Origin of the sequence: Marinobacterium nitratireducens, from assembly GCF_014645375.1 — a bacterium.
In the GTDB taxonomy this organism is placed as follows: domain Bacteria; phylum Pseudomonadota; class Gammaproteobacteria; order Pseudomonadales; family Balneatricaceae; genus Marinobacterium_A; species Marinobacterium_A nitratireducens.
Genome location: NZ_BMLT01000002.1, coordinates 117,967 through 139,325, shown reverse-complemented (window position 1 = coordinate 139,325; position 21,359 = coordinate 117,967). Strand labels below are relative to the sequence as shown.

General features: G+C 65.6%; 17 protein-coding genes and 1 tRNA gene. 7 read left to right on the top strand and 11 right to left on the bottom strand.

All coding sequences use genetic code 11. From position 1 onward, the window contains the following. The first annotated feature begins 18 nt into the window (after nucleotides 1-18). The 3 genes from IEX85_RS03635 (at nucleotide 19) to purK (ending at nucleotide 2,570) form a co-directional block, all read left to right on the top strand. Nucleotides 19-804 carry an alpha/beta fold hydrolase gene (locus tag IEX85_RS03635; protein WP_188858411.1) on the top strand — a complete coding sequence of 262 codons (786 nt, stop codon included), beginning with the start codon at nucleotides 19-21 and terminating at the stop codon, nucleotides 802-804. A gap of 198 nt (nucleotides 805-1,002) precedes the next feature. After that, the gene (gene purE / locus IEX85_RS03630) at nucleotides 1,003-1,491 is read left to right on the top strand and encodes a 5-(carboxyamino)imidazole ribonucleotide mutase (protein ID WP_188858410.1); all 489 of its coding nucleotides are present in this window, start codon (nucleotides 1,003-1,005) and stop codon (nucleotides 1,489-1,491) included. 2 nt (nucleotides 1,492-1,493) lie between these two features. Next, nucleotides 1,494-2,570: a 5-(carboxyamino)imidazole ribonucleotide synthase gene (gene purK, locus IEX85_RS03625; RefSeq protein WP_188858408.1), complete on the top strand. Its 1,077-nt coding sequence runs from the start codon at nucleotides 1,494-1,496 to the stop codon at nucleotides 2,568-2,570. 53 nt (nucleotides 2,571-2,623) lie between these two features. Here purK and IEX85_RS03620 read toward each other — a convergent pair whose 3' ends face one another. From IEX85_RS03620 to znuA, 7 genes are all read right to left on the bottom strand, one after another. Beyond that, on the bottom strand, nucleotides 2,624-5,938 hold the full coding sequence (locus tag IEX85_RS03620; protein ID WP_188858405.1) for an EAL domain-containing protein: 3,315 nt from the start codon (nucleotides 5,936-5,938) through the stop codon (nucleotides 2,624-2,626). Nucleotides 5,939-6,030: 92 nt separating this feature from the next. Further along, on the bottom strand, nucleotides 6,031-9,168 hold the full coding sequence (locus tag IEX85_RS03615; protein WP_188858403.1) for an efflux RND transporter permease subunit: 3,138 nt from the start codon (nucleotides 9,166-9,168) through the stop codon (nucleotides 6,031-6,033). Beyond that, nucleotides 9,165-10,367 (bottom strand): efflux RND transporter periplasmic adaptor subunit, encoded by a 1,203-nt coding sequence (locus IEX85_RS03610; RefSeq protein ID WP_188858401.1) that lies wholly within the window; start codon nucleotides 10,365-10,367, stop codon nucleotides 9,165-9,167. The genes IEX85_RS03615 and IEX85_RS03610 overlap by 4 nt, the downstream gene beginning before the upstream one ends. Further along, nucleotides 10,364-11,794, bottom strand: a complete 1,431-nt coding sequence (locus tag IEX85_RS03605; protein WP_188858398.1) for an efflux transporter outer membrane subunit — start codon at nucleotides 11,792-11,794, stop codon at nucleotides 10,364-10,366. Before IEX85_RS03605 ends, IEX85_RS03610 begins: the two co-directional genes overlap by 4 nt. Nucleotides 11,795-11,930: 136 nt before the next feature. Continuing rightward, nucleotides 11,931-12,860, bottom strand: coding sequence for a LysR substrate-binding domain-containing protein (locus IEX85_RS03600; RefSeq protein WP_188858396.1), 930 nt, complete (start codon nucleotides 12,858-12,860; stop codon nucleotides 11,931-11,933). 216 nt (nucleotides 12,861-13,076) lie between these two features. Further along, nucleotides 13,077-13,163: transfer RNA gene (locus IEX85_RS03595), tRNA-Leu, on the bottom strand. A gap of 274 nt (nucleotides 13,164-13,437) precedes the next feature. Beyond that, on the bottom strand, nucleotides 13,438-14,325 hold the full coding sequence (gene znuA, locus IEX85_RS03590; protein ID WP_188858394.1) for a zinc ABC transporter substrate-binding protein ZnuA: 888 nt from the start codon (nucleotides 14,323-14,325) through the stop codon (nucleotides 13,438-13,440). Nucleotides 14,326-14,391: 66 nt separating this feature from the next. On the opposite strand from znuA, the gene IEX85_RS03585 reads away from it, so the two are divergent. From IEX85_RS03585 to IEX85_RS03570, 4 genes are read left to right on the top strand one after another with little or no spacing between them, the layout of a single operon-like run. After that, nucleotides 14,392-14,892, top strand: a complete 501-nt coding sequence (locus IEX85_RS03585) for a Fur family transcriptional regulator (RefSeq protein ID WP_188858392.1) — start codon at nucleotides 14,392-14,394, stop codon at nucleotides 14,890-14,892. Then, entirely contained in the window at nucleotides 14,889-15,665 is a 777-nt protein-coding gene (gene znuC, locus IEX85_RS03580; RefSeq protein WP_188858389.1) for a zinc ABC transporter ATP-binding protein ZnuC, read from the top strand. The genes IEX85_RS03585 and znuC overlap by 4 nt, the downstream gene beginning before the upstream one ends. A gap of 4 nt (nucleotides 15,666-15,669) precedes the next feature. Then, nucleotides 15,670-16,473 (top strand): zinc ABC transporter permease subunit ZnuB, encoded by an 804-nt coding sequence (gene znuB, locus IEX85_RS03575; protein WP_188858386.1) that lies wholly within the window; start codon nucleotides 15,670-15,672, stop codon nucleotides 16,471-16,473. Continuing rightward, nucleotides 16,470-17,810 (top strand): MATE family efflux transporter, encoded by a 1,341-nt coding sequence (locus IEX85_RS03570; protein WP_188858384.1) that lies wholly within the window; start codon nucleotides 16,470-16,472, stop codon nucleotides 17,808-17,810. Before znuB ends, IEX85_RS03570 begins: the two co-directional genes overlap by 4 nt. A 183-nt stretch (nucleotides 17,811-17,993) precedes the next feature. Here the strand turns inward: IEX85_RS03570 and IEX85_RS23935 are convergent, their stop codons facing one another. From IEX85_RS23935 to prlC, 4 genes are all read right to left on the bottom strand, one after another. Beyond that, a complete protein-coding gene (locus IEX85_RS23935) occupies nucleotides 17,994-18,185 on the bottom strand; it encodes a DNA-3-methyladenine glycosylase I (RefSeq protein ID WP_229721781.1) in 192 nt (63 codons plus the stop codon). Nucleotides 18,186-18,476: 291 nt separating this feature from the next. Then, on the bottom strand, nucleotides 18,477-19,061 hold the full coding sequence (locus tag IEX85_RS03560) for a DNA-3-methyladenine glycosylase I (protein WP_188858382.1): 585 nt from the start codon (nucleotides 19,059-19,061) through the stop codon (nucleotides 18,477-18,479). Then, nucleotides 19,061-19,315, bottom strand: a complete 255-nt coding sequence (locus IEX85_RS03555; RefSeq protein WP_188858381.1) for a YheV family putative zinc ribbon protein — start codon at nucleotides 19,313-19,315, stop codon at nucleotides 19,061-19,063. Before IEX85_RS03555 ends, IEX85_RS03560 begins: the two co-directional genes overlap by 1 nt. Nucleotides 19,316-19,328: 13 nt before the next feature. Continuing rightward, nucleotides 19,329-21,353, bottom strand: coding sequence for an oligopeptidase A (gene prlC, locus IEX85_RS03550; protein WP_188858379.1), 2,025 nt, complete (start codon nucleotides 21,351-21,353; stop codon nucleotides 19,329-19,331). Nucleotides 21,354-21,359 lie beyond the last annotated feature (6 nt).

The following is a 21,359-nucleotide window of genomic DNA, read 5'->3' as shown; positions in this document are numbered from 1 at the left end:
CCTGTGGGAGTGTAGTATATGCTGGCCCCGTTACCGGCCGAGCCGGTTTCCGAAGACCGATGCCCCATTCTGCTGATCAGCAGCCATGGCTGGCTGCCGTGCAAGGCCCTGCTGCAACAGCTCGGCCATCAGCACCCGCTGCTTCTCGCAAGTGCCGCAGATCCCGACGGGATCGGACGCCAGCTGGCCTCGCCCGGGCGCCCCTGCCACCTCGTCGGCCACGATATGGGCACCATCCCGGCGCTGCTGACAGCACTGGAACGGCCGGACCAGCTGCGTTCTCTGACGCTGATCAACCCCGCCGCCTTCGGCCTGCTGCGTCAGTTGCACGACTGGGAGGGATGGGACGCCGCGAACCGTCTCGCCAGCAATATAATCGCGCTGCAGGCCGCCGGCGCTCACAGCCTCGCGGCCCGCACCCTGGTGCAATTCTGGTTCGGACTCACCGCCTGGTGGCTGCTGCGACCGGGACAGCGGCAGCGGATCCTGCGGCAACTGCCGGCCATCGTCGACGAGCTGTCGGGCTTTTACACCAACGTCCCGCACCGCCACGACCTGCGGGCTCTGAACATGCCGGTGCACCTGATCTGCAACCGCCGGGCACCACTGCCGTCGCTACGTCTGGCCCGAAGGATGGTGGTGCGGATCCCGGTCGCCACCCTGAGCCCGGGCAACCGCGCCGGCGAGAACCGCACGCCGCACACCGGCCGCTGCGCCAGCGACTGGCTGTTGCAGCTGGAGCAGGAACAGTTGCCGCAAGCCGCCATCACGGCGGAAAACGTCGCCTGGAGCGACGCCACCTGAATCCGGTAATTGCATTCAAATGCCATCAAAGATTGCCTTGTCGCCGGCCTGGGCTTATTCTTGAGCGTTTTTCCGGCAGAGCCGTCTCTGCGGCCGGGCCTTTTCCGGTCCCGCCTCCCGACTACCGCCTCTGCCACGCCCGGGCGAGCTGCGGATCCCGCCCGAAGGTTCCTTAGAATTTCCTGACAGGACAAGGTAATGAGTGCAAAAGTCGCCATAGTCATGGGCTCCCGTTCCGACTGGCCGACCATGAAAGAGGCTGCCGATATTCTCGATACCCTCGGCGTCGCCTACCATGCCGAAGTGGTCTCGGCCCACCGCACCCCGGACAAGATGTTCCGTTTCGCCGAAGAGGCTGCCGATCGCGGCTTCGAGGTGATCATCGCCGGTGCCGGAGGGGCTGCCCACCTGCCCGGTATGATCAGCAGCAAGACGCTGGTGCCGGTACTCGGCGTGCCGGTACAGAGCAAGGCGCTCAGCGGCATGGACAGCCTCTACTCCATCGTCCAGATGCCGCGCGGCGTGACCGTCGGCACCCTGGCCATCGGCGGCGCCGGTGCCTTCAATGCAGGCCTGATGGCGGCGCAGATCCTGGCCACCCGTGACAGCGACCTGCTGACCCGACTGCAGGAATGGCGCAGCGCCCAGTCGCAGGCGGTGCTGGACAACCCGGACCCGAGGAGCTGAGCATGCTGCCACGTATCGCCGTGATCGGAAACGGCCAGCTCGGTCGCATGCTGAAGCAGGCGGGCGCCCCCATGGGCCTCGAGGTACTGCCCTGCGATCCGTCGCTGGAGGAGCCGGTCTCCCTGAACCCGGACGACGTCGTCACCGTCGAGCAGGAGCTCTGGCCCGACACCTCGCGCAGCCGCCAGCTGACCGCACACCCGGGCTTTCTCAACGCCCGCGCCACCGAGGTGATCCGCGACCGCCTGAGCGAAAAGAGCCTGCTCGACCACCTCAAGGTCGGCACCGCTCCCTGGTGCAACATCACCCCGGATCACACCACCGAGCACCTCGCGCTGGTCGGTGACAAGCTGGTCATCAAGCGTCGCCAGGGCGGCTACGACGGCCGCGGACAGTGGCGCTGGCAGCAGGGCGAGCCGGCGCTGGACGAGTGGCTGGGCGAGTGCATCGCAGAGAAGATGATTCCGTTCGACGAGGAAGTCTCGCTGGTCGGCGCCCGCGATCGCGACGGCAACTGCGTCTTCTATCCGCTCACCCTGAACCTGCACCGGCAGGGCATCCTGCACGCCAGCGTGGGCGGCCTGAAGCGTCTGCAGCCGCTGCAGGCAACCGCAGAAGAGTGGCTGACCCGGATCATGGAAGAGCTCGACTATGTCGGCGTGATGGCGATGGAGTGCTTCGTCGTCGACGGCGATCTGCTGGTCAACGAACTGGCGCCGCGCGTCCACAACAGCGGCCACTGGACCCAGGCCGGCGCCAACCCGAGCCAGTTCCAGCTGCACCTGCGCGCGGTCGCGGACCTGCCGCTGTTCACGCCGGTGGTCGATGGCTACACCCTGATGTGGAACCTGCTCGGCCGCGACTGGTCGACCCGCTGGCTTGCGGTGCCCGGCTGCGACGTGCACTGGTACGAAAAGGAAATCCGCCCCGGTCGCAAGGTCGGCCACGTCAACATTCATCGCCCTCAGGTGGCGGATCTGGAGGCAAGTATCCGCCAGCTCGCCGACATGCTGCCGGAGGACGAGCGCGCCCCGTTGCTCTGGGGCCTGAAGGAACTGCTGGGCGACACCCCGGCCTGAGCCGGTAACAGCCGCCCCTCCCGAAACCCGGCCCCGCGCCGGGTTTCTTCGTTTCAATCGATTTCGTAGACGGCCTCGGCGTCGACCGCATAGTCGGTCGCCAGCAGGCGCTGGAAATCAGCCCCTGGCACCGGCCGGCCGAGGTAGAATCCCTGGAAGCGCTGGCAGCCGAGCTGGCACAGATACTCGTACTGCTCCACGGTCTCCACGCCTTCGGCGATGGCTTCGACCCCGAGGGTGCGCGCCATGCTGAGAATGGTCTTCACCAGCAGCGAATCCCGTCGCCCGAGCGGCAGGTCGCGCACGAAGTCGCGGGCGATCTTGAGCTCGTGGAACGACAGTTTCTTGAGGTAGTTCAGCGACGAGTAGCCGGTGCCGAAATCGTCGATGGAGATACAGTAGCCCCGCTCCTGCAACGCTTCGACCCGTTGCTGTACCAGGCTGGCCTGGGGCAGCAACACCTGCTCGGTGAGCTCCAGGCACAACCGCTGCGGCAGCACCCCGGCCGCGGCCAGGCGCGCGTCGAGACGGTCGATGAAACCGGCATCGTCGAGCTGGCTGGGACACACGTTGACCGAGAGTCGCGCCAGCTCGTAGCCCTCTCGGCTCCAGCGTCCGAGCTGACGCACGCCCTGGTCCAGCACCCACTCGCCGAGCGGACCGATCAATCCGGACTCTTCGGCCACCCCGACAAAGCTGCCGGGCAGCAACAGCCCCTGCTGTGGATGGCGCCAGCGCACCAGCGCCTCGGCGCCGACGAGGCGTCGTTCGCGGTCGAACTGCGGCTGGTAATGCAGCTCCAGCTGCCCCTGCGACACCGCCTTGCGCAACTCCTGCTCGAGCTGAACCTGCTGCAGCAGCTCCGCCTGCATATCCGGCTCGTAATGCGCGTAGCGCCCTTTGCCCATATTCTTGGCACGGTACATGGCGGTGTCGGCCTGCATGATCAGCACTTCCGGTTTGGCCGTGCCCTGCGGCACCAGGGTCACGCCGACGCTGGCCGACACGCTGTGACTGTAACTGCCGAACTGGAACGGTGGCTGCAGCAGGTCGATGACCTTCTGCGCTACCGCCGCGCCCATGCTTCGCGCCGCATCCTCGTCGGCACAGGTGCAGGGCAGCAGAATCACGAACTCGTCGCCGCCGAAGCGACTGATGATGTCCTGCTCCCGCAATCCCTGGCGCAGGCGCAGCGTGACATCGCGCAGCAACTCGTCGCCGACGCTGTGGCCCAGGGTGTCGTTGAGGCTCTTGAAGTTGTCGAGGTCGATGAACATCAAAGCACCGAAGCGGCTGCCGCGACGCCCCTGTAAGATCTGCTGGCGCAGGTTCTCATGGAACAGCTCGCGGTTCGGCAGGCCGGTCAGGGAGTCGTAGTAGGCCAGCCGGCGTATCTGCTCCTCGGCAAGCCAGCGCTCGGTGATATCGCGGACCACGATCGAGAGATATTCGGGCTGTCCCTGCTCGTCGCCGACCCAGGCGCTCTGCAGCTCGAGATAGCGTGACTTGCCGGCAAGGGGTTGCAGCTCGCAGACCAGCGCTTGCGCCGAGTTGGCGCCACCGAGCCAGTCCTCGATGGCGGCCGCCACGCGATCGCGGCATGCCGGCTGCAATCGGGCCAGGAAGGCCTGGACCGAGGTCTCGCTCCCGGACTGAAGACCCAGCTGCTGGCGCAGGGCATCAGACCAGACGTGACAGCCTGTCGCCGGTCGCCAGATCCATTGACTCAGCCCGGCGACACGTTGCGCCTCGGCCAGCATGGCGTTGCTCTGCGCCAGCTGACGGGTCTGCTCGATCACCTGCTGCTGCACCCGGCTGCGCTGCCCGGCCAGCACCATCAGCAGCCAGCAGTAGAGCCCCGAGAGCAGCAGACCTCCGCTGAGCAGCCCATACAGCATCCAGGGCGTTTCCAGGTAGGCGGCGCGGGCATACTGCAGCAGCTCCCAGTGGCCGGCGCCGAAGCGGATCTCGGAACGCACCATTACCGCCATGTCGCCGTCCGCCTCGAGCTGCTGCAGCTGCCCGGCGGTCATGCCCGTTTCGCTGGCGAACAGCACCTGGTTCGCCGGCGGGGCGTCAGGGTCCAGCAGCAGTATGTCACCGTTGGCCGAGAGCGACGGGCCCAGGCTATGCCGCACCAGATCTCCGATTCGCAGCACCACGGTGGCGAACCCCCTTAGCTGCGACCAGCGGCTGGCATCTTGGGGCGTTTCGGCCGAGTAGACCGGCATAAACAGCAGCACGCCGGCCTGGGTACCGTCCGCCTGCACCAGATGTATGGCATCGGTGGGTACCGCCTCGCCACTGCGCCCGGCAGCCCGCAGGGCCGCCTGGCGCTCAGGGTTGGAAAAGACATCGAAGCCCAGCGCTTCGCGGTTGCCGGCCTGCGGCTCGATGAAACCCACCACCACCCGATCGCCGGCGGTCTGGGCTCCGGCCGGCGTGATCTGGAAGTCGCCGCCGTAAAGCGCCTGCATCCGGGCCTCGAACGCCGCGGCCTCGCTCTCGCGCACCAGCGGATTCCACGAAATGCCCTGCAATACGCGGTGATTGTCCAGTAACTGCCCGGTAAAACGACGGAAGTTGTCCGGGGTAATCTCCGGTATGGTATCGACGAAACCGCGCAGCGCGCTGGCGGCGCTGACCGCGCCATCCAGCGAGTCCTGCAGGGCGCGCTGCTGCACCTCGGCATACTGGCGATGGCGCTGCAGCTGGTGCCTGCGCTCGCTGCTGTCGAGCACCTGAAAAGCCAGCAGCGAGGCCAGCACAACCAGCAGCAGCGAGCGGCCGATGCGCCGGACCGGCGGCATCCAGTTCTCGCGCAACGGGCGTATCATCACCAGCATCAGCGGCAGCGCCATGGTCACGCCAAGGCTGTCACCGATCCACCAGGTCAGCATGGTGAGCGGGAGTTGCGATACCGGGGCCTGGCCGGCAACCAGCAGCGCCAGCGGGCCTATGGTGCCATTGATCAGACAGGAGAGGGGGCCGGCAACGAGAATGAAGCGCATGACCTGCGCGGGCTGGTGCAGCGCCAGCGGATGACCGATATAGCGACGCACCAGCCAGGCGCCCGTCTGCGCCTGCAGCGTGGCCCCCAGCGCTATCATCAGCGCGACCGGTAACGCCTCCAGCAGGCCCGGCGTATGATGCCAGGCAACGCCGATATTCAGCAGGCAAGAGCCGAGGAAAACGCCCCAGAGGACAGCGCGTCCGTAATGCATGGCCATGCCCAGGGCGATACCCGCCGGCAACCACAACAGCGTGGCGAAACCCGGCTCGATGGCGATCATCAGGCCAAGCGCACCGGTCCCAAGATAGGCCAGACAGGTAGCGATTCCTGGCTTGAGCAGACGAAGAGAGGGCATGGCGCCTCCTGCAGCTTGACAGCCCAGCGTATCATATCCGATACACTTTGATGTCTTCGGGGCGCCGCGATCAGGCGCTTAGTTGACCGGAATCAAGTTTCTCCGGCCGGCACCTCCCCGACAGCGGGCCGGTTGCGGCGTCGCAGCCGGCGCAGATCCTCCAGCACCAGATAGTTCACCGGCACCATCAGCAGGGTGATGACCGTCGCGAACAGTATGCCGAAGCCCAGCGATACCGCCATCGGAATCAGGAACTGCGCCTGGGTCGACTTCTCGAACAGTAACGGCATCAGCCCGATGAAGGTGGTCAGAGAGGTCAGCAGCACCGGCCGAAAACGGGCAGTTCCGGCGGCCAGCACCGCCCGGATCAGGCTGCGTTCACCGCCGTTGCCGCCGGCCCGGTGCTTGTTGATGAAATCCACCAGCACCAGGCTGTCATTGACCACCACCCCGATCAGCGCCATCAGTCCCATCATGCTCATGATGGTCAGGTCCATCCCCATGATCCAGTGCCCGATCACCGCGCCGATAGCGCCGAAGGGAATCACCGACATCACGATCAGTGGCTGAAGATAGGACCGGAACGGGATCGCCAGCAGGCTGTAGATGACGAACAGCACGAAGGCGAGCCCCAGCTGCAGCGAACCGAAGGACTCCTCCTGCTCGCGCGCCTCGCCCTCCAGGCTGTAGGCCAGCCCCGGGTACTGCAGCATCAGGCCATCGAGATAGGTCTTCAGGTCCTGCGCCAGCACCGTCATGTTGGTGGCCTGCTTGTCGAGGTCCGCAGTGATGTTGACGGTGCGGAAGCGGTCGATGCGATAGATCGCCGACGGGCTCTTGCCGGGCTTCAGCGTCGCCAGGTGCGCCAGCGGCACGGCACGGCCGTCCGGCAGCCGGATCAGCATCTCCTGCAGGTCGGACACCGCCTGGCGCTCGCCGGCGGGCAGGCGCACCATCACCCGTACATCGTCGCGCCCGCGCTGGATGCGCTGCACCTCGATACCGAAGAACGCCTGCCTGACCTGGGTGATCAGTTCGGCCCGGCTGAGCCCCAGGGCATTGCCCTGCTCGGTCAGCTCGAGCTGGATTTCCTGCTTGCCGTCCGAGAGGCTGTCCTCGATATCGTACAGGGTCGGGTAGGTCGCCAGCCGCTGCCGTACCTTCTCGGCGGCCTCGCCCAGACGCACCAGGTCGAGGCCGCTGAGCTGCACGTCGACCGGGCTGCCGCCGCGGCCGAACTCGGCGCGGTAGGTCAGCGACTCGACGCCCGGCACCTGGCCGACACGCTGACGCCACTCCCGCACCAGGTCGGAGCTGGTAATGTCGAGGCTGCGGTTCTCCGGCGACTGGATCTCGAAACGCACCTCGCCGACGTTGGAGCTGCCGCCGCCCTCGCCGGTGGTGGCCAGAATATTGAGAATCAGACTCTCGCCGCTGGCCTCGTCGCGATACTTGTCCTTGAGCTCACGCGCCGCGTCGAGCATGCGCACCACGTAGCGGTCGGTAACGTCGAAAGCGGTACCCGCGGGCATCGTCAGCGACGCCCGCGCGGTTTCGCTCTGAATACGCGGAAAGAACACGAACCGGGTCCAGCCGCTGAGGATCAGGCTCAGGATCAGCACCAGAATGCCGCCGAACAGCGCCAGGGTGGTGTAGCGGTGGCGCAGGCAGGTTTTCAGAAGCGGCCGGTAGTAGAGCACCACCGCGCGTTCGAAACCGTCGGCAAAGCTCTGCTGCCAGCGCTCGAGCCGCGACTGACCGCTGCTGTGCTGGCGCAGGCGGATATGCTTGAGGTGCGCCGGCAGCACGAACTTCGATTCGATCAGCGAGAACAGCAGCACCGGGATGACCACCGCCGGAATCTGGGCGAAGAAGGCGCCGCGCCGGCCCTCGACAAAGGCTAGCGGCAGGAAGGCAGCGACGGTGGTCAGCACGCCGAAGGTCACCGGTATCGCCACCTCCTGGGTGCCGCGGATCGCCGCATGCAGACTGCTCTCGGCCCGGCGCATGTGGCTGTAGACGTTTTCGCCGGTGACGATGGCATCGTCGACCACGATACCGAGCACCAGGATAAAGCCGAACAGGCTCATGACATTGAGGGTGACGCCAAACACCGGCAGCAGCAGGAAGGCGCCCATAAAGCTGATCGGGATGCCGAGGAACACCCAGAAGGCGATGGACGGACGCAGGAACAGGGTCAGCAGCAGCAGAACCAGCGCGCCGCCCTGCAGGGCGTTGGACACCAGGGTACTGAGGCGTTTCTTGACGATCTCGGAGTCGTCGTCCCAGTAGCTCAGCGTCATGCCCACCGGCAGGTTGTTCTGCTGGCTGTCGATGTAGCCCCGCACCGCCTCGGACACCTCGAGCGCGCTCTGGTTGCCGACCCGGTAGACCTCGATCAGGGCCGCCGGCTCGCCGTTGAAACGGGTGCGCAGCGGCACTTCCTCGAAACCGTCCGAAACCCGGGCGATATCGCCGAGGCGGATGATGCTGCCGTCCTCGTTGGTCTTGACCACCAGGCGTTCGAAGTCGTCGCGGCGATAGGCCTGCCCCTTGGATCGCAGCAGCACGTCGCCGCCGTCGGTGCGCAGGTTGCCCGCCGACAGGTCAATGGAGCCGCTATCGATGGCGGTGCCGATATCGGCCAGCGTCAGACCGAATTCCCGCAGCCGGTCCTGGGACGGCTCGATGGCGATCTCGTACTCGCGCACCGCGTCGAGTTCCACCTGGGTCACGTCGTCGAGGCGCGACAGGTCGTCACGCACCCGCTCGGCGTATTCGCGGATCTCGCGCTCGCTGTAGGGGCCGGAGACCGTGACCGACATCACCTCGCGGCGCCGGGTCGCGAGACTGATCACCGGCCGGTCGGCCTCGCCGGGAAAGGTGTTGATGCCGTCGACGCGGCTCTTGATATCGGCCAGCAGCTCGCGCGGATCGTAATCATCGTCAATTTCGATGTTGACCTTCGCCGAGCCCTCCTGGGAGCGGCTGCTGATCTCCTTGATGCCCTCGAGATCCTGCACCGCCTCTTCGATACGGATCGTCACGCCCTGTTCGACGTCTTCCGGCGTCGCGCCGCGCAGCGACATCGACACGGTGACGATATCCGCCTCGAATGAGGGAAACACCTCCAGTGGGATACGGGTCGAGAGCGACATCAGCCCGCCGAACAGAATGCAGACCATCAGCAGGTTGGCGGCGACATGGTTGCGCGCGAACCAGGCAATCATGGCCGCAGGCCCTCCGACGCCACTTCGGCCGCGCTGTCATCCGCGACGTTCATGACCTGCGCCCGGGTACCGCTGCTGATCTGACCGAGTGGCGTCAGCACCAGCTGATCGCCGGCCTCAAGTCCACTGCCGATCAGCGCCTCCTTGCTGTTCTGCCACAAAATACTCACTTCCTGGCGCCGCAGCACGCCATCCCTGACCAGGTAAACGAAGCTCCCCTGATACAGGGTGCGGTTGGGAATCACCAGTACCGCGTCGAGTTTGCGGCCCTCGATCTCGGCACTGACGTACTGGTTGATCTTCAGCGGCTGCCGGCCCTGGGCCTTGAGGCCATAGGGGTCGTCGATGGTCGCCACCACATGCAGCTGCTGACTGCTGGTGTCGATGGCGCCTTCGGTGCGAACCACGCGCCCCTGCCACTGCTGATCCTCGACCAGTGACGAGAAAAGGCTGACCTCGGGCTCGTGCCGGACCGCCTGATCGGCGCCGAAGCGGTAGGTTTCCGGCAGATCGATGAAGCGCAGATCGCGGTTCTTCAGGGGTAACCGGATTTCGACGTAATCGATGGCGTAAATCTGGCCAAGCTCGGTACTGCTGCCGACCACCTGACCGACGTCGACGCTGGTCGACAGTACCCGGCCGGCGTAGGGGGCGCGGATACGGGTGCGCTCGAGATTCAGCTCCGCCTGCCGCAGGCTGGCCTCGGCCGACTGCACCGCGGCCCGCGCCGCAGCCATCTGCGGCTGACGCGACACCAGCGCCGGCGGCGCTTCGGTATTGCCGAGGCGGCGCCAGTCCTGCAGTGCCTGCTGGGCCTGCGCCTGCTGTTCGAGCAGCGCCTGCCGGCTGTCCGCCAGCGCCGCCCTGGCCGTCGCCACCGCGGCTTCGTAGTCGCGGCTGTCGATGCGCAGCAGCACCTCACCGGCCTCGAAAAAGCCACCGTCACGAAAGTTAGGACTCACTTCGGTTATCTGGCCCGAAACCTGTGGCAGCAGTGTGCTCTGGGTACGCGGTCGCACGGTGCCGTAGCTCTGCAGACGGATCTGGTAGGGTTGCGGCTCGAGCGTCATCGTCTCGACCCGCACCACCGTCGCCGGCGGCGCCGCGGTGCGATTGGCTTCCGGGCGGTTCAGCATCACCAGTACCGCCACCCCGGCGAATCCGGCAAACACCAGTATGGGCATTAACTTCTTGATCATTCGACTGCTGCCTGTAGTCTGGACTCCGGCTCATCTCCCTGCGCCACCCGGGTATCGGCATAAAGCGCCCCGCCCAGCGCCCGGTAAAGCGCAACCCGGTTCTGCAGCAGGTCGCGACGCGTCACGATAACAGCGTTCTGGGCATCGAGCGAACGGCGCTGGGCTTCCAGCACCGTACTGTATTCGACCAGCCCCTTGCGGTACTGCTCGAACGCCAGCTCCTCGGCCAGCAGCGCATTGCGCTCGGCCTGCTGGTACTGGCCGTACTGCGCCTGCAGCGCCTCGGTGCGGCTAAGCCGGTTCTCCACTTCGCCGAAGGCGGTGAATACTTCGTCGAGGTAGCGCTTCTCCAGCTCCTCGACCCGCGCCCGCGCCTGTGCCTCGGTGGCCTTCAGGCGTCCGGCGCTGAACAGCGGCTGGGTCAGGCCCGCGGCCAGTGACCAGGCCAGCCCCCCTTCCAGCAGATCCGGAAGGCGCCCGGTTTCATCCGCTACACCTGCCCGCAGCTGGAGGCTGGGAAAGCGCTGTTTGTGAGCGATCGCCAACGCTGCGTCGCTTGCCATCAGGTCCATCCAGGCCGAGCGCAGGTCCGGACGCCGGCGCAGGAGCTCAGCGGGAACCCCGGCACTGACCGACGTCTCCAGCATTGGCAGTGCCGGCAGCTGTGTCCAGCGTCCATCGGGATAACGTCCAAGCAGCCGCTGCAGGTTACGCGTGGCCTCGTCGCGCAGCTGGGTCTGCTCCTCGACCCGGGCGCGCTCACTCTCGACATCGTTACGCGCCAGATAGACATCCAGAGCACTGCCAAGACCCAGGCGGTAACCGGACTCGATCACCTCCAGGTTCTGCTCGAGGTTGTGCAAACGCCGGCTGAACAGTGCCAGCTGCTGCGCCGTCGCCAGCAGTTCGTACCAGGCGGACGCCAGATCCCGCGCCAGGTCCAGCCGGGTCGCATCCAGCTCGGCCTGGCGCGCGCCGAGGGTCAGCCTGGCCTGGCGCTCGCCGTCGCTGAGCTTGCCCCACAGATCCAGCTCCCAGCCAAGGTCCAGCCCGATGCCATAGCTGGTCTGGGCCCCCCCGGCTGCGCGATCCACCGCCTGGCGGCTGCGACTGGCATCCAGTGACAGATCGAGTGCCGGATAGCGATCGGCTCCGGCGACAATCAGGCCCTGTTCGGACTGGCGCACCAGGGCCCGCTGCGCGGCCAGCTGGTGGTTGTTCGACAGCGCTTCGGCCACCAGCCCGGACAGGGCCGGGTCGGCCATCTCGTCGAGCCAGCCGGGCACCACCGCGGCGCTGTCCGATGCGGTTTGCCAGCGTTGCGGCAACACCATCGCCTCGGGCTCGATACTGATACCCGAGGTGGCGCAGCCGGTGACCAGACTGAATCCGGCCAGTAGAAGTAGGCGTTTGGCGTTGCTGCTCAAGGTTTTTCCGTCTGTCTGCATCCTGCGACTGAGTTACCAAGCATAATGTAATGCGGCCCCCGAAACAGCGCTCTTAACCTTTCTTTACACCCCGCTGACGGGGGGCTTGAGAGTCTCAATCCGGCAACCAGCCACTTCAGACCCGGGAGGCGTCTTCCGGTTCAATCGGCTGCAGTGCGAGTTCCGTGCAGACCTGCGCCTCGAAACTGTCGATAAAGGCCTGCTCCAGCGCGCCGGTCTCGCGGATGTCCGGCAGCACGAATCCCAGACAGAAGGGCAGCGCCGGGGCGAAAGGGCGGGCCACTCCACCTTCGGCAGACCACTGCCGGGCACTGAACGGGTCCACCAGCGCCACGCCCATACCTGCCCGCACCAGCGCCATGGCAACGCCGCACTGATCCGCGCCGGCACGCTCGTCGGGGCGAACCAGATGATCACGCAACAGTCGCTCCAGGCGCTGATAGCCCGGGCTGTCGGCACTGCCAACGGGAATATAGGGCTCGCGGTCCAGGTCCTCCACCCGCACCCGGTCCAGGCCGGCGAAGCGATGGCCCGCCGGGGCGATGCAGCAGAGCTCACTGCGCCAGGCGGCAGCTATGCGAACCGCTCCGGTTTCCGCCGGCAGCTCGGCCAGGCCAAGGTCATATGTCTGCGCGGCGACCCGCTGCAGCAGTTCGGGCGTGGGCTCCGCGCCGAGACTCAGCGCGACCTCGTCGCGCCCCAGACTGAAACGGGCCAGTACCTGCGGCAGCACCGTGGTGGCGAACAGCGGCGCCGCGCCAAGGCGCAACTGCCCGCTTTTCATCATGCGAATCCGGTCGGCAGAGCGGCCGAGGCGCTCGAGACCACAGTAATGCCGCTCGACCTCGCGATAGAAGGCCCGTCCGCCCGGGGTCGCGTACAGACGACTGTTGCGTCGCTCGAACAGGCGAAATCCCAGACTCTGCTCCAGATCCCGGACCAGCCGCGAAATCGCGGGCTGAGAGACTCCGAGCTGACGCGCGGCGTCGGTCATCGACCCCTGCTGCATAATCGCACGGAAGGCGGTGAGCTGTTTGCTGTTCATCGGACGACCCATAACTTAGCTGAAAGCATTGGCCGCGAAAGTACCGGAAAAGTTATGAGCAGGGAAGTGGTGCGTGGTGTGGTGAAGCGTAAGGCGTAAAAGGTAGGGTGCCGCTGAGTGCAACAAAGCGCACCGAAAGGCCGTGAACTATAAAAACTGGCTGCTGGAAATTCAGGAGACGCGAAGCGTCGGAGGAGAGAAACACCATCCGGAGGATGGTGCAGATGGGGAGACTCGAACTCCCACGCCCGTGAAGGCACTAGCACCTGAAGCTAGCGTGTCTACCAATTCCACCACATCTGCTTCGAAAGTGGGGCGAATTATATAGAGCGTTTTTCGGCTTGGGAACCCCCTCAGGAAAAATTTTTTAAGTCCGTGCCAACTGAAGCCAATCGATCTGTACTACGATCGATTTGACGGGTTTCGCGTTGCCCGAACGGTATTGGTACCAGTCAGGCCCATACCGGTGCACCGCTCTACCCATCCTCCGATCGTGGATCCGGTCAGGCGCATGTGAAACCTTACGCCTAACGCTTTGCGCCTCACCACTTACCGCTCACCACTCGCCACTCGCCACTCACCCAGCATTCAGACAGCGCTCGAACTCGCCCGCGAGGGCATCGAGGTACAGAAGATAGGCGTCGGGGCCCGATGCGATATCACGCGCCAGCGGGTCGAGCTCGCCGTGACGCACGGAGGTACCGGACGTGACCGCCTCGACCACCGCGGCGCGAAACTGCGGCTCGCTGAAGACGCAGACGGCCTCCTGGTCGGCAAGCTGGCTGCGAATCTCGCCAAGATGACGGGCACCGGGCTGACGCCCCGGGTCGACGGTGAAGTACCCCAGCTGCCTGAGCCCGTAGTGTTCGACGAAGCGACTGTAGGCGTCGTGGAATACGAAGAAGCCGCGATCGCGCAGCGGCGCCAGGCGCTGGCGCAGGTCTTTATCCCGAGCCAGCAGCGCCGCGGCGAAGCGGTCATAGTTGGCGGCCACCCGGTCGCCATGCTCAGGCGCAATGTCGATCAGGGCGTCACGCATCTTCTGCGCCGCCTCGAGCATCAGGGCCGGGTCCATCCAGATATGGGCGTCGACATCGTGATGGTGGCCGTCCTCGCCCTCATGGCGGTGCGCGTCTTCGTCTGCGCCCGGTTCGCCATCCATCAGCTGGAGGATATGCGCCTCGGTCTGCTGCAGCGGCTTGACCAGAAACAGCTCGAGCTCCGGCCCGACCCAGATCACCAGGTCCGCCGCCGCGATGCGCCGCATCTCCGAGGGCTTCAGCGCGTAGTGATGCGGCGATGCCTCGGGAGGCACCAGCAGACCGGGTTCGGCGAGTCCGTCGACCAGCGCTGCGGCCACCAGCTGCAGCGGTTTGAGGCTGGCCTCGACCTGTAACGCCGAGGCCGGCAGGGCGGGGAACAGCAGAGTCAGGAACATCAGAAATTTGGGCAGGCGAATCGACATGGTGTCTTGGGGTCCAATCGACAAAAGATTGCGTTACACTATAACAAAATATTCTGGTCTGGAAAGATGAACCCGTCACCGCTGCCGTTCGAACCCGATCACAACCACGACCGTTGCATCAGTGAAGCGCTGGAGCAGGCCCGGCACCTGTGCCGCGAACGCCGTCAGCGGCTGACTCCGATTCGCGAGCTGGTGCTGCGGCTGATCTGGCAAAGCCACCAGCCCCTGGGCGCCTACGAGCTGCTGCCGGCGCTCGCGGAAGCCGGTTTCAACTCGGCACCGCCAACGGTCTATCGCGCCCTCGAGTTCCTGCAGAGCCAGGGACTGGTGCACCGCATCGCGTCGCTGAACGCCTTCATCGGCTGCCCGCATCCGGAGCAGTCGCATCAGGGCTGCTTCCTGATCTGCCGTAGCTGCAAGAGCACCCTGGAACTCGAGTCGCAACCGATACAGCAGGCGATTCGCAGCAGCGCCGGGTCACTCGGCTTCACCATCGAACAGGAAACCGTCGAGATCGTGGGCCTGTGCCCCAACTGCCAGACCCGCCCGCAGCGAGACCCGCAATGAGCAACCATCATCACGAACCCCTGGCCCGGCTGACCCAGGTAGATGTGCGCTTCGGCCGCAATCACGTCATCCAGAATATTTCCATGGAGCTGCACCGCGGCTGCATCACCACCCTTATCGGCCCCAACGGCGCCGGCAAGACGACCCTGGTGCGGGTGGTGCTGGGGCTGATCAGGCCAAGTCGCGGCGATGTCTGGCGCGAGCCGGGCCTTCGCATCGGCTACATGCCGCAAAAGCTGCATATCGACCAGACCTTCCCTCTGAGCGTCGAGCGTTTCCTGCGGACCGCGCGCAACGACGATCCGGCGGCACTGGAACAGGCGCTGACCGATGTCGGCGCCTCGCGCCTGCTGTCGCAGTCGATCCACGGGCTGTCCGGAGGCGAGATGCAGCGCGTGCTGCTGGCACGGGCGCTGCTGCAGCAACCCAACCTGCTGGTGCTCGACGAACCGGTGCAGGGCGTCGACATCAACGGCCAGATCGAACTCTACAAGCTGATCAGCCGCATCCGCGACCAGCGCGGCTGCGGCGTACTGATGATCTCCCACGACCTGCACCTGGTCATGTCCTCGACCGACCATGTGATCTGCATGAACCGCCACGTCTGCTGCTCGGGTCATCCAGAGCAGGTCAGCACGGACCCCTCGTTCATCGAGATGTTCGGCGTCCCGGGCGCCGAGAACCTGGCCCTGTACAGCCATCATCACAACCACCGGCACAACGCACACGGCGATGTGATAAAACCTGCCAGCAACAATGTAAAGGTCGATTGACGCGATGGACGACTTTCTGCTCTATGCCCTGATCGGCGGCCTCGGCGTGGCCATCATCGCAGGCCCGCTGGGCTCTTTCGTGGTCTGGCGGCGCATGGCCTATTTTGGCGATACCCTGGCGCACTCGGCGCTGCTCGGCGTCGCACTCGGATTCCTGCTGCAGATCAATCTCAATCTGGCGGTGGTTGCCAGCTGCGTTCTGCTGGCCTTGCTGCTGGTGGCATTGCAGCGCCAACGCCTGGTCGCGACCGATACCCTTCTCGGCATTATGGCGCACAGCACCCTCTCGCTGGGCCTGGTCGCCATCGCACTGCTGGAGGATGTCCGCGTCGACCTGCTGGCCTATCTGTTCGGCGACCTGCTGGCGATCTCGCCGCGAGACCTCTACTGGATCTTCGGCGGCGGCGCACTGGTGCTGGTGTTGCTGTGGCGCCTCTGGGACGGGTTGCTGGCAATTACCATCAACGAGGAGCTGGCACAGGTCGAAGGCGTGCCGGTGGCGAGGCTGCGGCTGACGCTGATGCTGCTGATCGCGGTGGTGATCGCCGCGGCGATGAAGATCGTCGGCATTCTGCTGATCACCTCCCTGCTGATCATTCCGGCCGCCAGCGCCCGCAAGCTGTCGCGCACGCCGGAACAGATGGCGCTACTGGCGGCGCTGCTCGGTTGCCTGGCGGTGGCCGGCGGACTGGCGGCGTCCTGGTACTGGGATACCCCGGCGGGTCCCTCGGTGGTGGTCACCGCGCTGGTCGAGTTCCTGGTGCTGTACAGCCTGCCGCTGCGACGGCTCGGCATCAGCCCCGGATGAGCGGCTACCGGCTGCGCTGGCCGTCGCGAGAGGAGCACAGCCGCGTCTGGCAGCTGGCCTGGCCGATGATTCTCAGCAATGTCACGGTGCCGCTGCTGGGCCTGGTCGATACCGCCGTGATCGGTCATCTGCCCGAAAGCCACTACCTCGGCGCGGTGGCGGTCGGCAGCATGATTTTCACCACCCTGTACTGGGCCTTCGGTTTCCTGCGCATGGGCACCACCGGCATGACCGCCCAGGCCTGGGGCCGACAGGACGGCGACCAGGTACGGCTGCTGCTGGCGCGCTCGCTGGTGCTGGGCGTCGCCATCGGGCTGATGCTGCTGCTGTTGCACCGGCCGCTGATCGCCATAGCGCTGTACCTGGTCGACGCCACGCCGGCGGTGACCGCAGAAGCCGAACGCTATGCCTGGATCCGTATCCTCGGCGCACCGGCGGTACTGTGCAACTACGCACTGCTGGGATGGTTCCTGGGCAACCAGAATACCCGCATCCCGCTGCTGCTGCTGCTGGTCACCAATATTGCCAACATGCTGCTCGACATCGTTGCCGTCTACGGTCTCGGGATGCACGCCGCCGGCGTTGCGCTGGCGACGGTCTGCTCCGAGTACATCGCGCTCGGCCTCGGCCTCTACCTGAGCCGGGGGGTTCTGCGGCAGACCTCGGGGACCCTTGACCGGGCCAGCCTGAAGCGCTTCGGCGACTATATCGAGCTGCTGGCGGTCAACCGTTATCTGTTCGTGCGTACTCTGTCGCTGCTGTTCGCCTTCGCCTTCTTCACCGCCCAGGGTGCGCGACTCGGCACCCTCTACCTATCCGCCAATGCCGTGCTGCTGAATTTCCTGATGCTGATTTCATACGGCCTCGACGGCTTTGCCCACGCCACCGAGGCGCTGGCGGGCCGCACCATCGGCGAACGCAGGCTGCACCGGTTCTACGATCTCGTGGTCACGGCCCTGATCTGGTCGCTGGTCACGGCGCTCGGGTTTTCACTGGTGTTCGCACTGGCCGGCGAGCAGATCATTGCACTGCTGACAGACCTCGACGATGTCCGCGCCATGGCGGCGCGTTACCTGCCCTGGATAGTACTCCTGCCGCTGATCGGCGTCTGGAGCTACCTGCTCGACGGCATATTCATCGGCACCACCCAGGTACGGGCGATGCAGAACACCATGCTGCTGTCGGTATTCGGGGTTTATCTTCCGCTCTGGTGGCTGCTGCGGGATTTCGGCAACCAGGGCCTCTGGATGGCCTTTCTCAGCCTGTTCATCGCCCGCGCCGTTACCGGCGGCTGGGTATACCGGCGGCTTTGCGTAAGGCAGGCCTGGATAACCTGACGGCGGTGACGGGTTACGGGTTACGGGTTACGGGTTACGGGTTACGGGAAAATCGTAGGAGCCCGGTCCCCGGGCGAACACCTCCGGAGCTAATAGACTCGCCGTAGGAGCCCGCTCCGCGGGCGAACCAATGCCTGAGCCGACTCCAACAGCTTCGCTCACGGAGTGAACTCCTACAGCGTATCAACCGAGAGTGAACGCCTCGCCCTCGGCGGCGCATTCGGCGTGGCAGGGGCAGTCGATCAGATGGTCGTTGCCCAGCCCGACGGCCTGCATGTAGGCGTAGCAGATGGTGGGAGGCCGCCCATCCGCGAATGACCGGCCGAGGTTAAAAGCTTCGCCGCGGGACGCGGCATCCTGCGTACAAGGTACCATCGCGCCCGACCGTCGGAGCGGCGCCCCGCCGCGAATGCCACACCAGAGGTTAAAAGCTTCGCCGCGGGGCGCGGCATCCTACGTACAAGGTACCATCGCGCCCGACCGTAGAGCGGCGCCCCGCCGCGAATGCCACACCAGAGGATAAAAGCTTCGCCGCGGGGCGCGGCATCCTGCGTACAAGGTACCATCGCGCCCGACCGTAGGAGCGGCGCCCCGCCGCGAATGCCACACCAGAGGATAAGAGCTTCGCCGCGGGGCGCGGCTACGAGGATCCACAGGCACGCGGGATCAAAGGCTGAAGCGCTCACCTTCCGCGCGGCATTCAGCGTGGCAGGGGCAGTCGATCAGATGGTCGTTGACCAGCCCGACGGCCTGCATGTAGGCGTAGCAGATGGTGGGACCGACGAAACGCATGCCCAGTCGCTTTAGCTCCTTCGACAGACGCTGAGACTGCGGGGTTTCGGCGGGCAGCTCGGCCATCGCCCGTCGCTGGTTCTGAACCGGGCGCCCGTCGACGAACTGCCAGAGAAAACTGGCGAAGCTGCCGTAGCGGGCCTGCAGATCCAGGAACACCCGGGCGTTGCCGACTGCGCTCTCGAGCTTGCCGCGATGACGGATAACGCCGGGATCGGTCAGCATCGTTTCGATAGCCTCGGTCCCCAGGGCAGCCACCCGCTGCGGATCGAAGCCGAGAAAGTGCTGACGGTAGCCGTCGCGCTTTTCCAGCACCGTGCGCCAGCTGAGGCCCGCCTGGGCCCCCTCCAGCAGCAGAAACTCGAACAGCACGCGGTCGTCCGCCTGCGGACGGCCCCACTCGGCGTCGTGGTATGCCCGCTCCAGCTCGCTGCTGGCGGCCCAGGCGCAGACGCCCATCAACCGTCCTTCTTCACCGGATTGGAGACGAAGCGCAACGGCCGCTCGCCGGGCTCGAGTACCGGCTTGGCGCGATTGACGCGGGTTTCCAGCTCAGCAGGCTCCGCCGCACCGTCGAGGCGCTGGGAATCCTCGAAATCGCACCTGACGCACTCGCGGTATTCGCGCTCCTCGTCCCGGTACATGCGAATGCAGTCCATCTGCCCGCAACGGGGGCAGACGGCACCGGCAACAAAACGCTTTACAACAGTCATGGTGTTACCTTCCTCAGGCAATGCCGCTATGGCGAAGCAATGCATCGACACTGGGCTCGCGGCCGCGGAAGGCGACGAACAGTTCCATCGGCTCACGCGAGCCGCCCGCCTCCAGGATGCAGCGGCGGAAGTCGGCGCCGGTCTGGGGATTGAAGATACCCTCTTCCTCGAACCGCGAAAAGGCATCGGCCGAAAGCACCTCGGCCCATTTGTAACTGTAGTAGCCGGCCGCGTAGCCGCCGGCAAAGATATGGCTGAAACCATGCTGGAAGCGGTTGAAGGCCGGCACCGGCACCACCGACACCTGTTCCCGCACCCGGTCGAGCACGCTTTGCACCCGGGTTTCGCCCGGCACGTAGTCGCGATGCAGCACGAAGTCGAACAGCGCGAACTCGAGCTGACGCACCATGAACATGCCGGACTGGAAGTTCTTCGCCGCCAGCATTTTCTCCAGCAGCGCCTCGGGCAGCACCGCGCCGGTTTGATAGTGCCCGGAGATCAGCGCCAGCGCCTCTGGCTCCCAGCACCAGTTTTCCAGGAACTGGCTCGGCAGCTCGACCGCATCCCAGGCGACGCCGTTGATCCCGCTGACATCGGCGTAGTCGATCTGCGTCAGCATATGATGCAGGCCGTGACCGAACTCGTGGAACAGGGTGGTGACCTCGTTATGGGTCAGCAGCGCCGGGTCATCGCCCACCGCGGGCGTGAAGTTGCAAACCAGGTACGCCACCGGCAGCTGCAGCGCGCCATCCGGCAGTCGCCGACGGATGCGGCAGGTATCCATCCAGGCGCCGCCGCGCTTGCGCTCGCGCGCGAACGGATCGAGGTAGAAGCGCGCCAGCGGGGTACCGCCGCGGCTGACCTCGAACAGGCGCGCATCCCTGTGCCAGCTGTCGAACGACTCGACCTCGGCGATCTCGACGTCGAACAGACGCCCGGCGACCTGGAACAGACCGTCGAGCACCTTCGGCAGCGGGAAGTAGGGGCGCAGTTCCTCCTGCGATACCTCGTAGCGGGCCTGCTTGAGCTTTTCGCTGAAGTAGGCGACGTCCCAGGCCTGCAGCTCGTGCATACCGTGCTCGCGACGGGCGTACTCGCACAGCTCGCCGAACTCCCGCTGAGCCTCCGGTCGGCTTTTTTCCGCCAGATCCTCGAGGAAGTCCACCACCTGCTGCGGCGACTCGGCCATCTTGGTGGCCAGCGAATACTCGGCGTAGTTGGCAAAGCCCAGCAGGTGCGCCAGTTCATGGCGCAGCGTCAGGATCTCGTCGATGATGGCGCTGTTGTCCCATTTCGGGTCGGCACCGAGTTCCGACGCCCGGGTCATGTAGGCGCGGTAGACCTGCTGGCGCAGTTCACGGTCATCGGCATGGGTGATCACCGCAAAATAAGACGGGAAGTCCAGCGTGACCAGCCAGCCGTCCTGCCCGCGGGCCTCTGCAGCCTGTTTCGCCGCGGCCCTGGCCATCGGCGGCAGGCCGGAAAGGCGTGCCTCGTCGGTAATCAGCAGACTCCAGGCGTTGGTGGCATCGAGCACGTTTTCGGAGAACTGCGTGGTGAGCTTCGACAGGCGCTGTTGCAGCTCGGCGTAGCGCTGCTGCCCGGCCGTGTCGAGCGCGATGCCCGACAGGCGAAAATCGCGCAGGGTATTTTCCACCACCTTGCGCTGGGAGTCGTCCAGCCCCTCTTCGTGCCTGCCCAGTTTGCCGAAAGCCTCGAACAGGTGCTGATTCTGCCCGAGTTCGGTCCAGTACTGCGACAGCTTCGGCAGGCAGGCGTTGTAGGCCTCGCGCAGCTTGTCCTCGTTGACCACCGAGTTCAGATGCGACACCGGCGACCAGGCGTTCGACAGCTCGTCGTTAAGCTGCTCCAGCGGCGCCACCAGGCTGGCCCAGTCCGGCGTACCCGGCGCTCTGCAGAGCGCTTCGATCCGCTCGCGGTTGCGCGCCAGCAGTTCATCGATGGCCGGCTCGATCGCTTCGGGGCGGATGGTGCTGAAGGCGGGCAGCTCGGTGGGCTGCAGCAGCGGGTTGCTCATGGACAG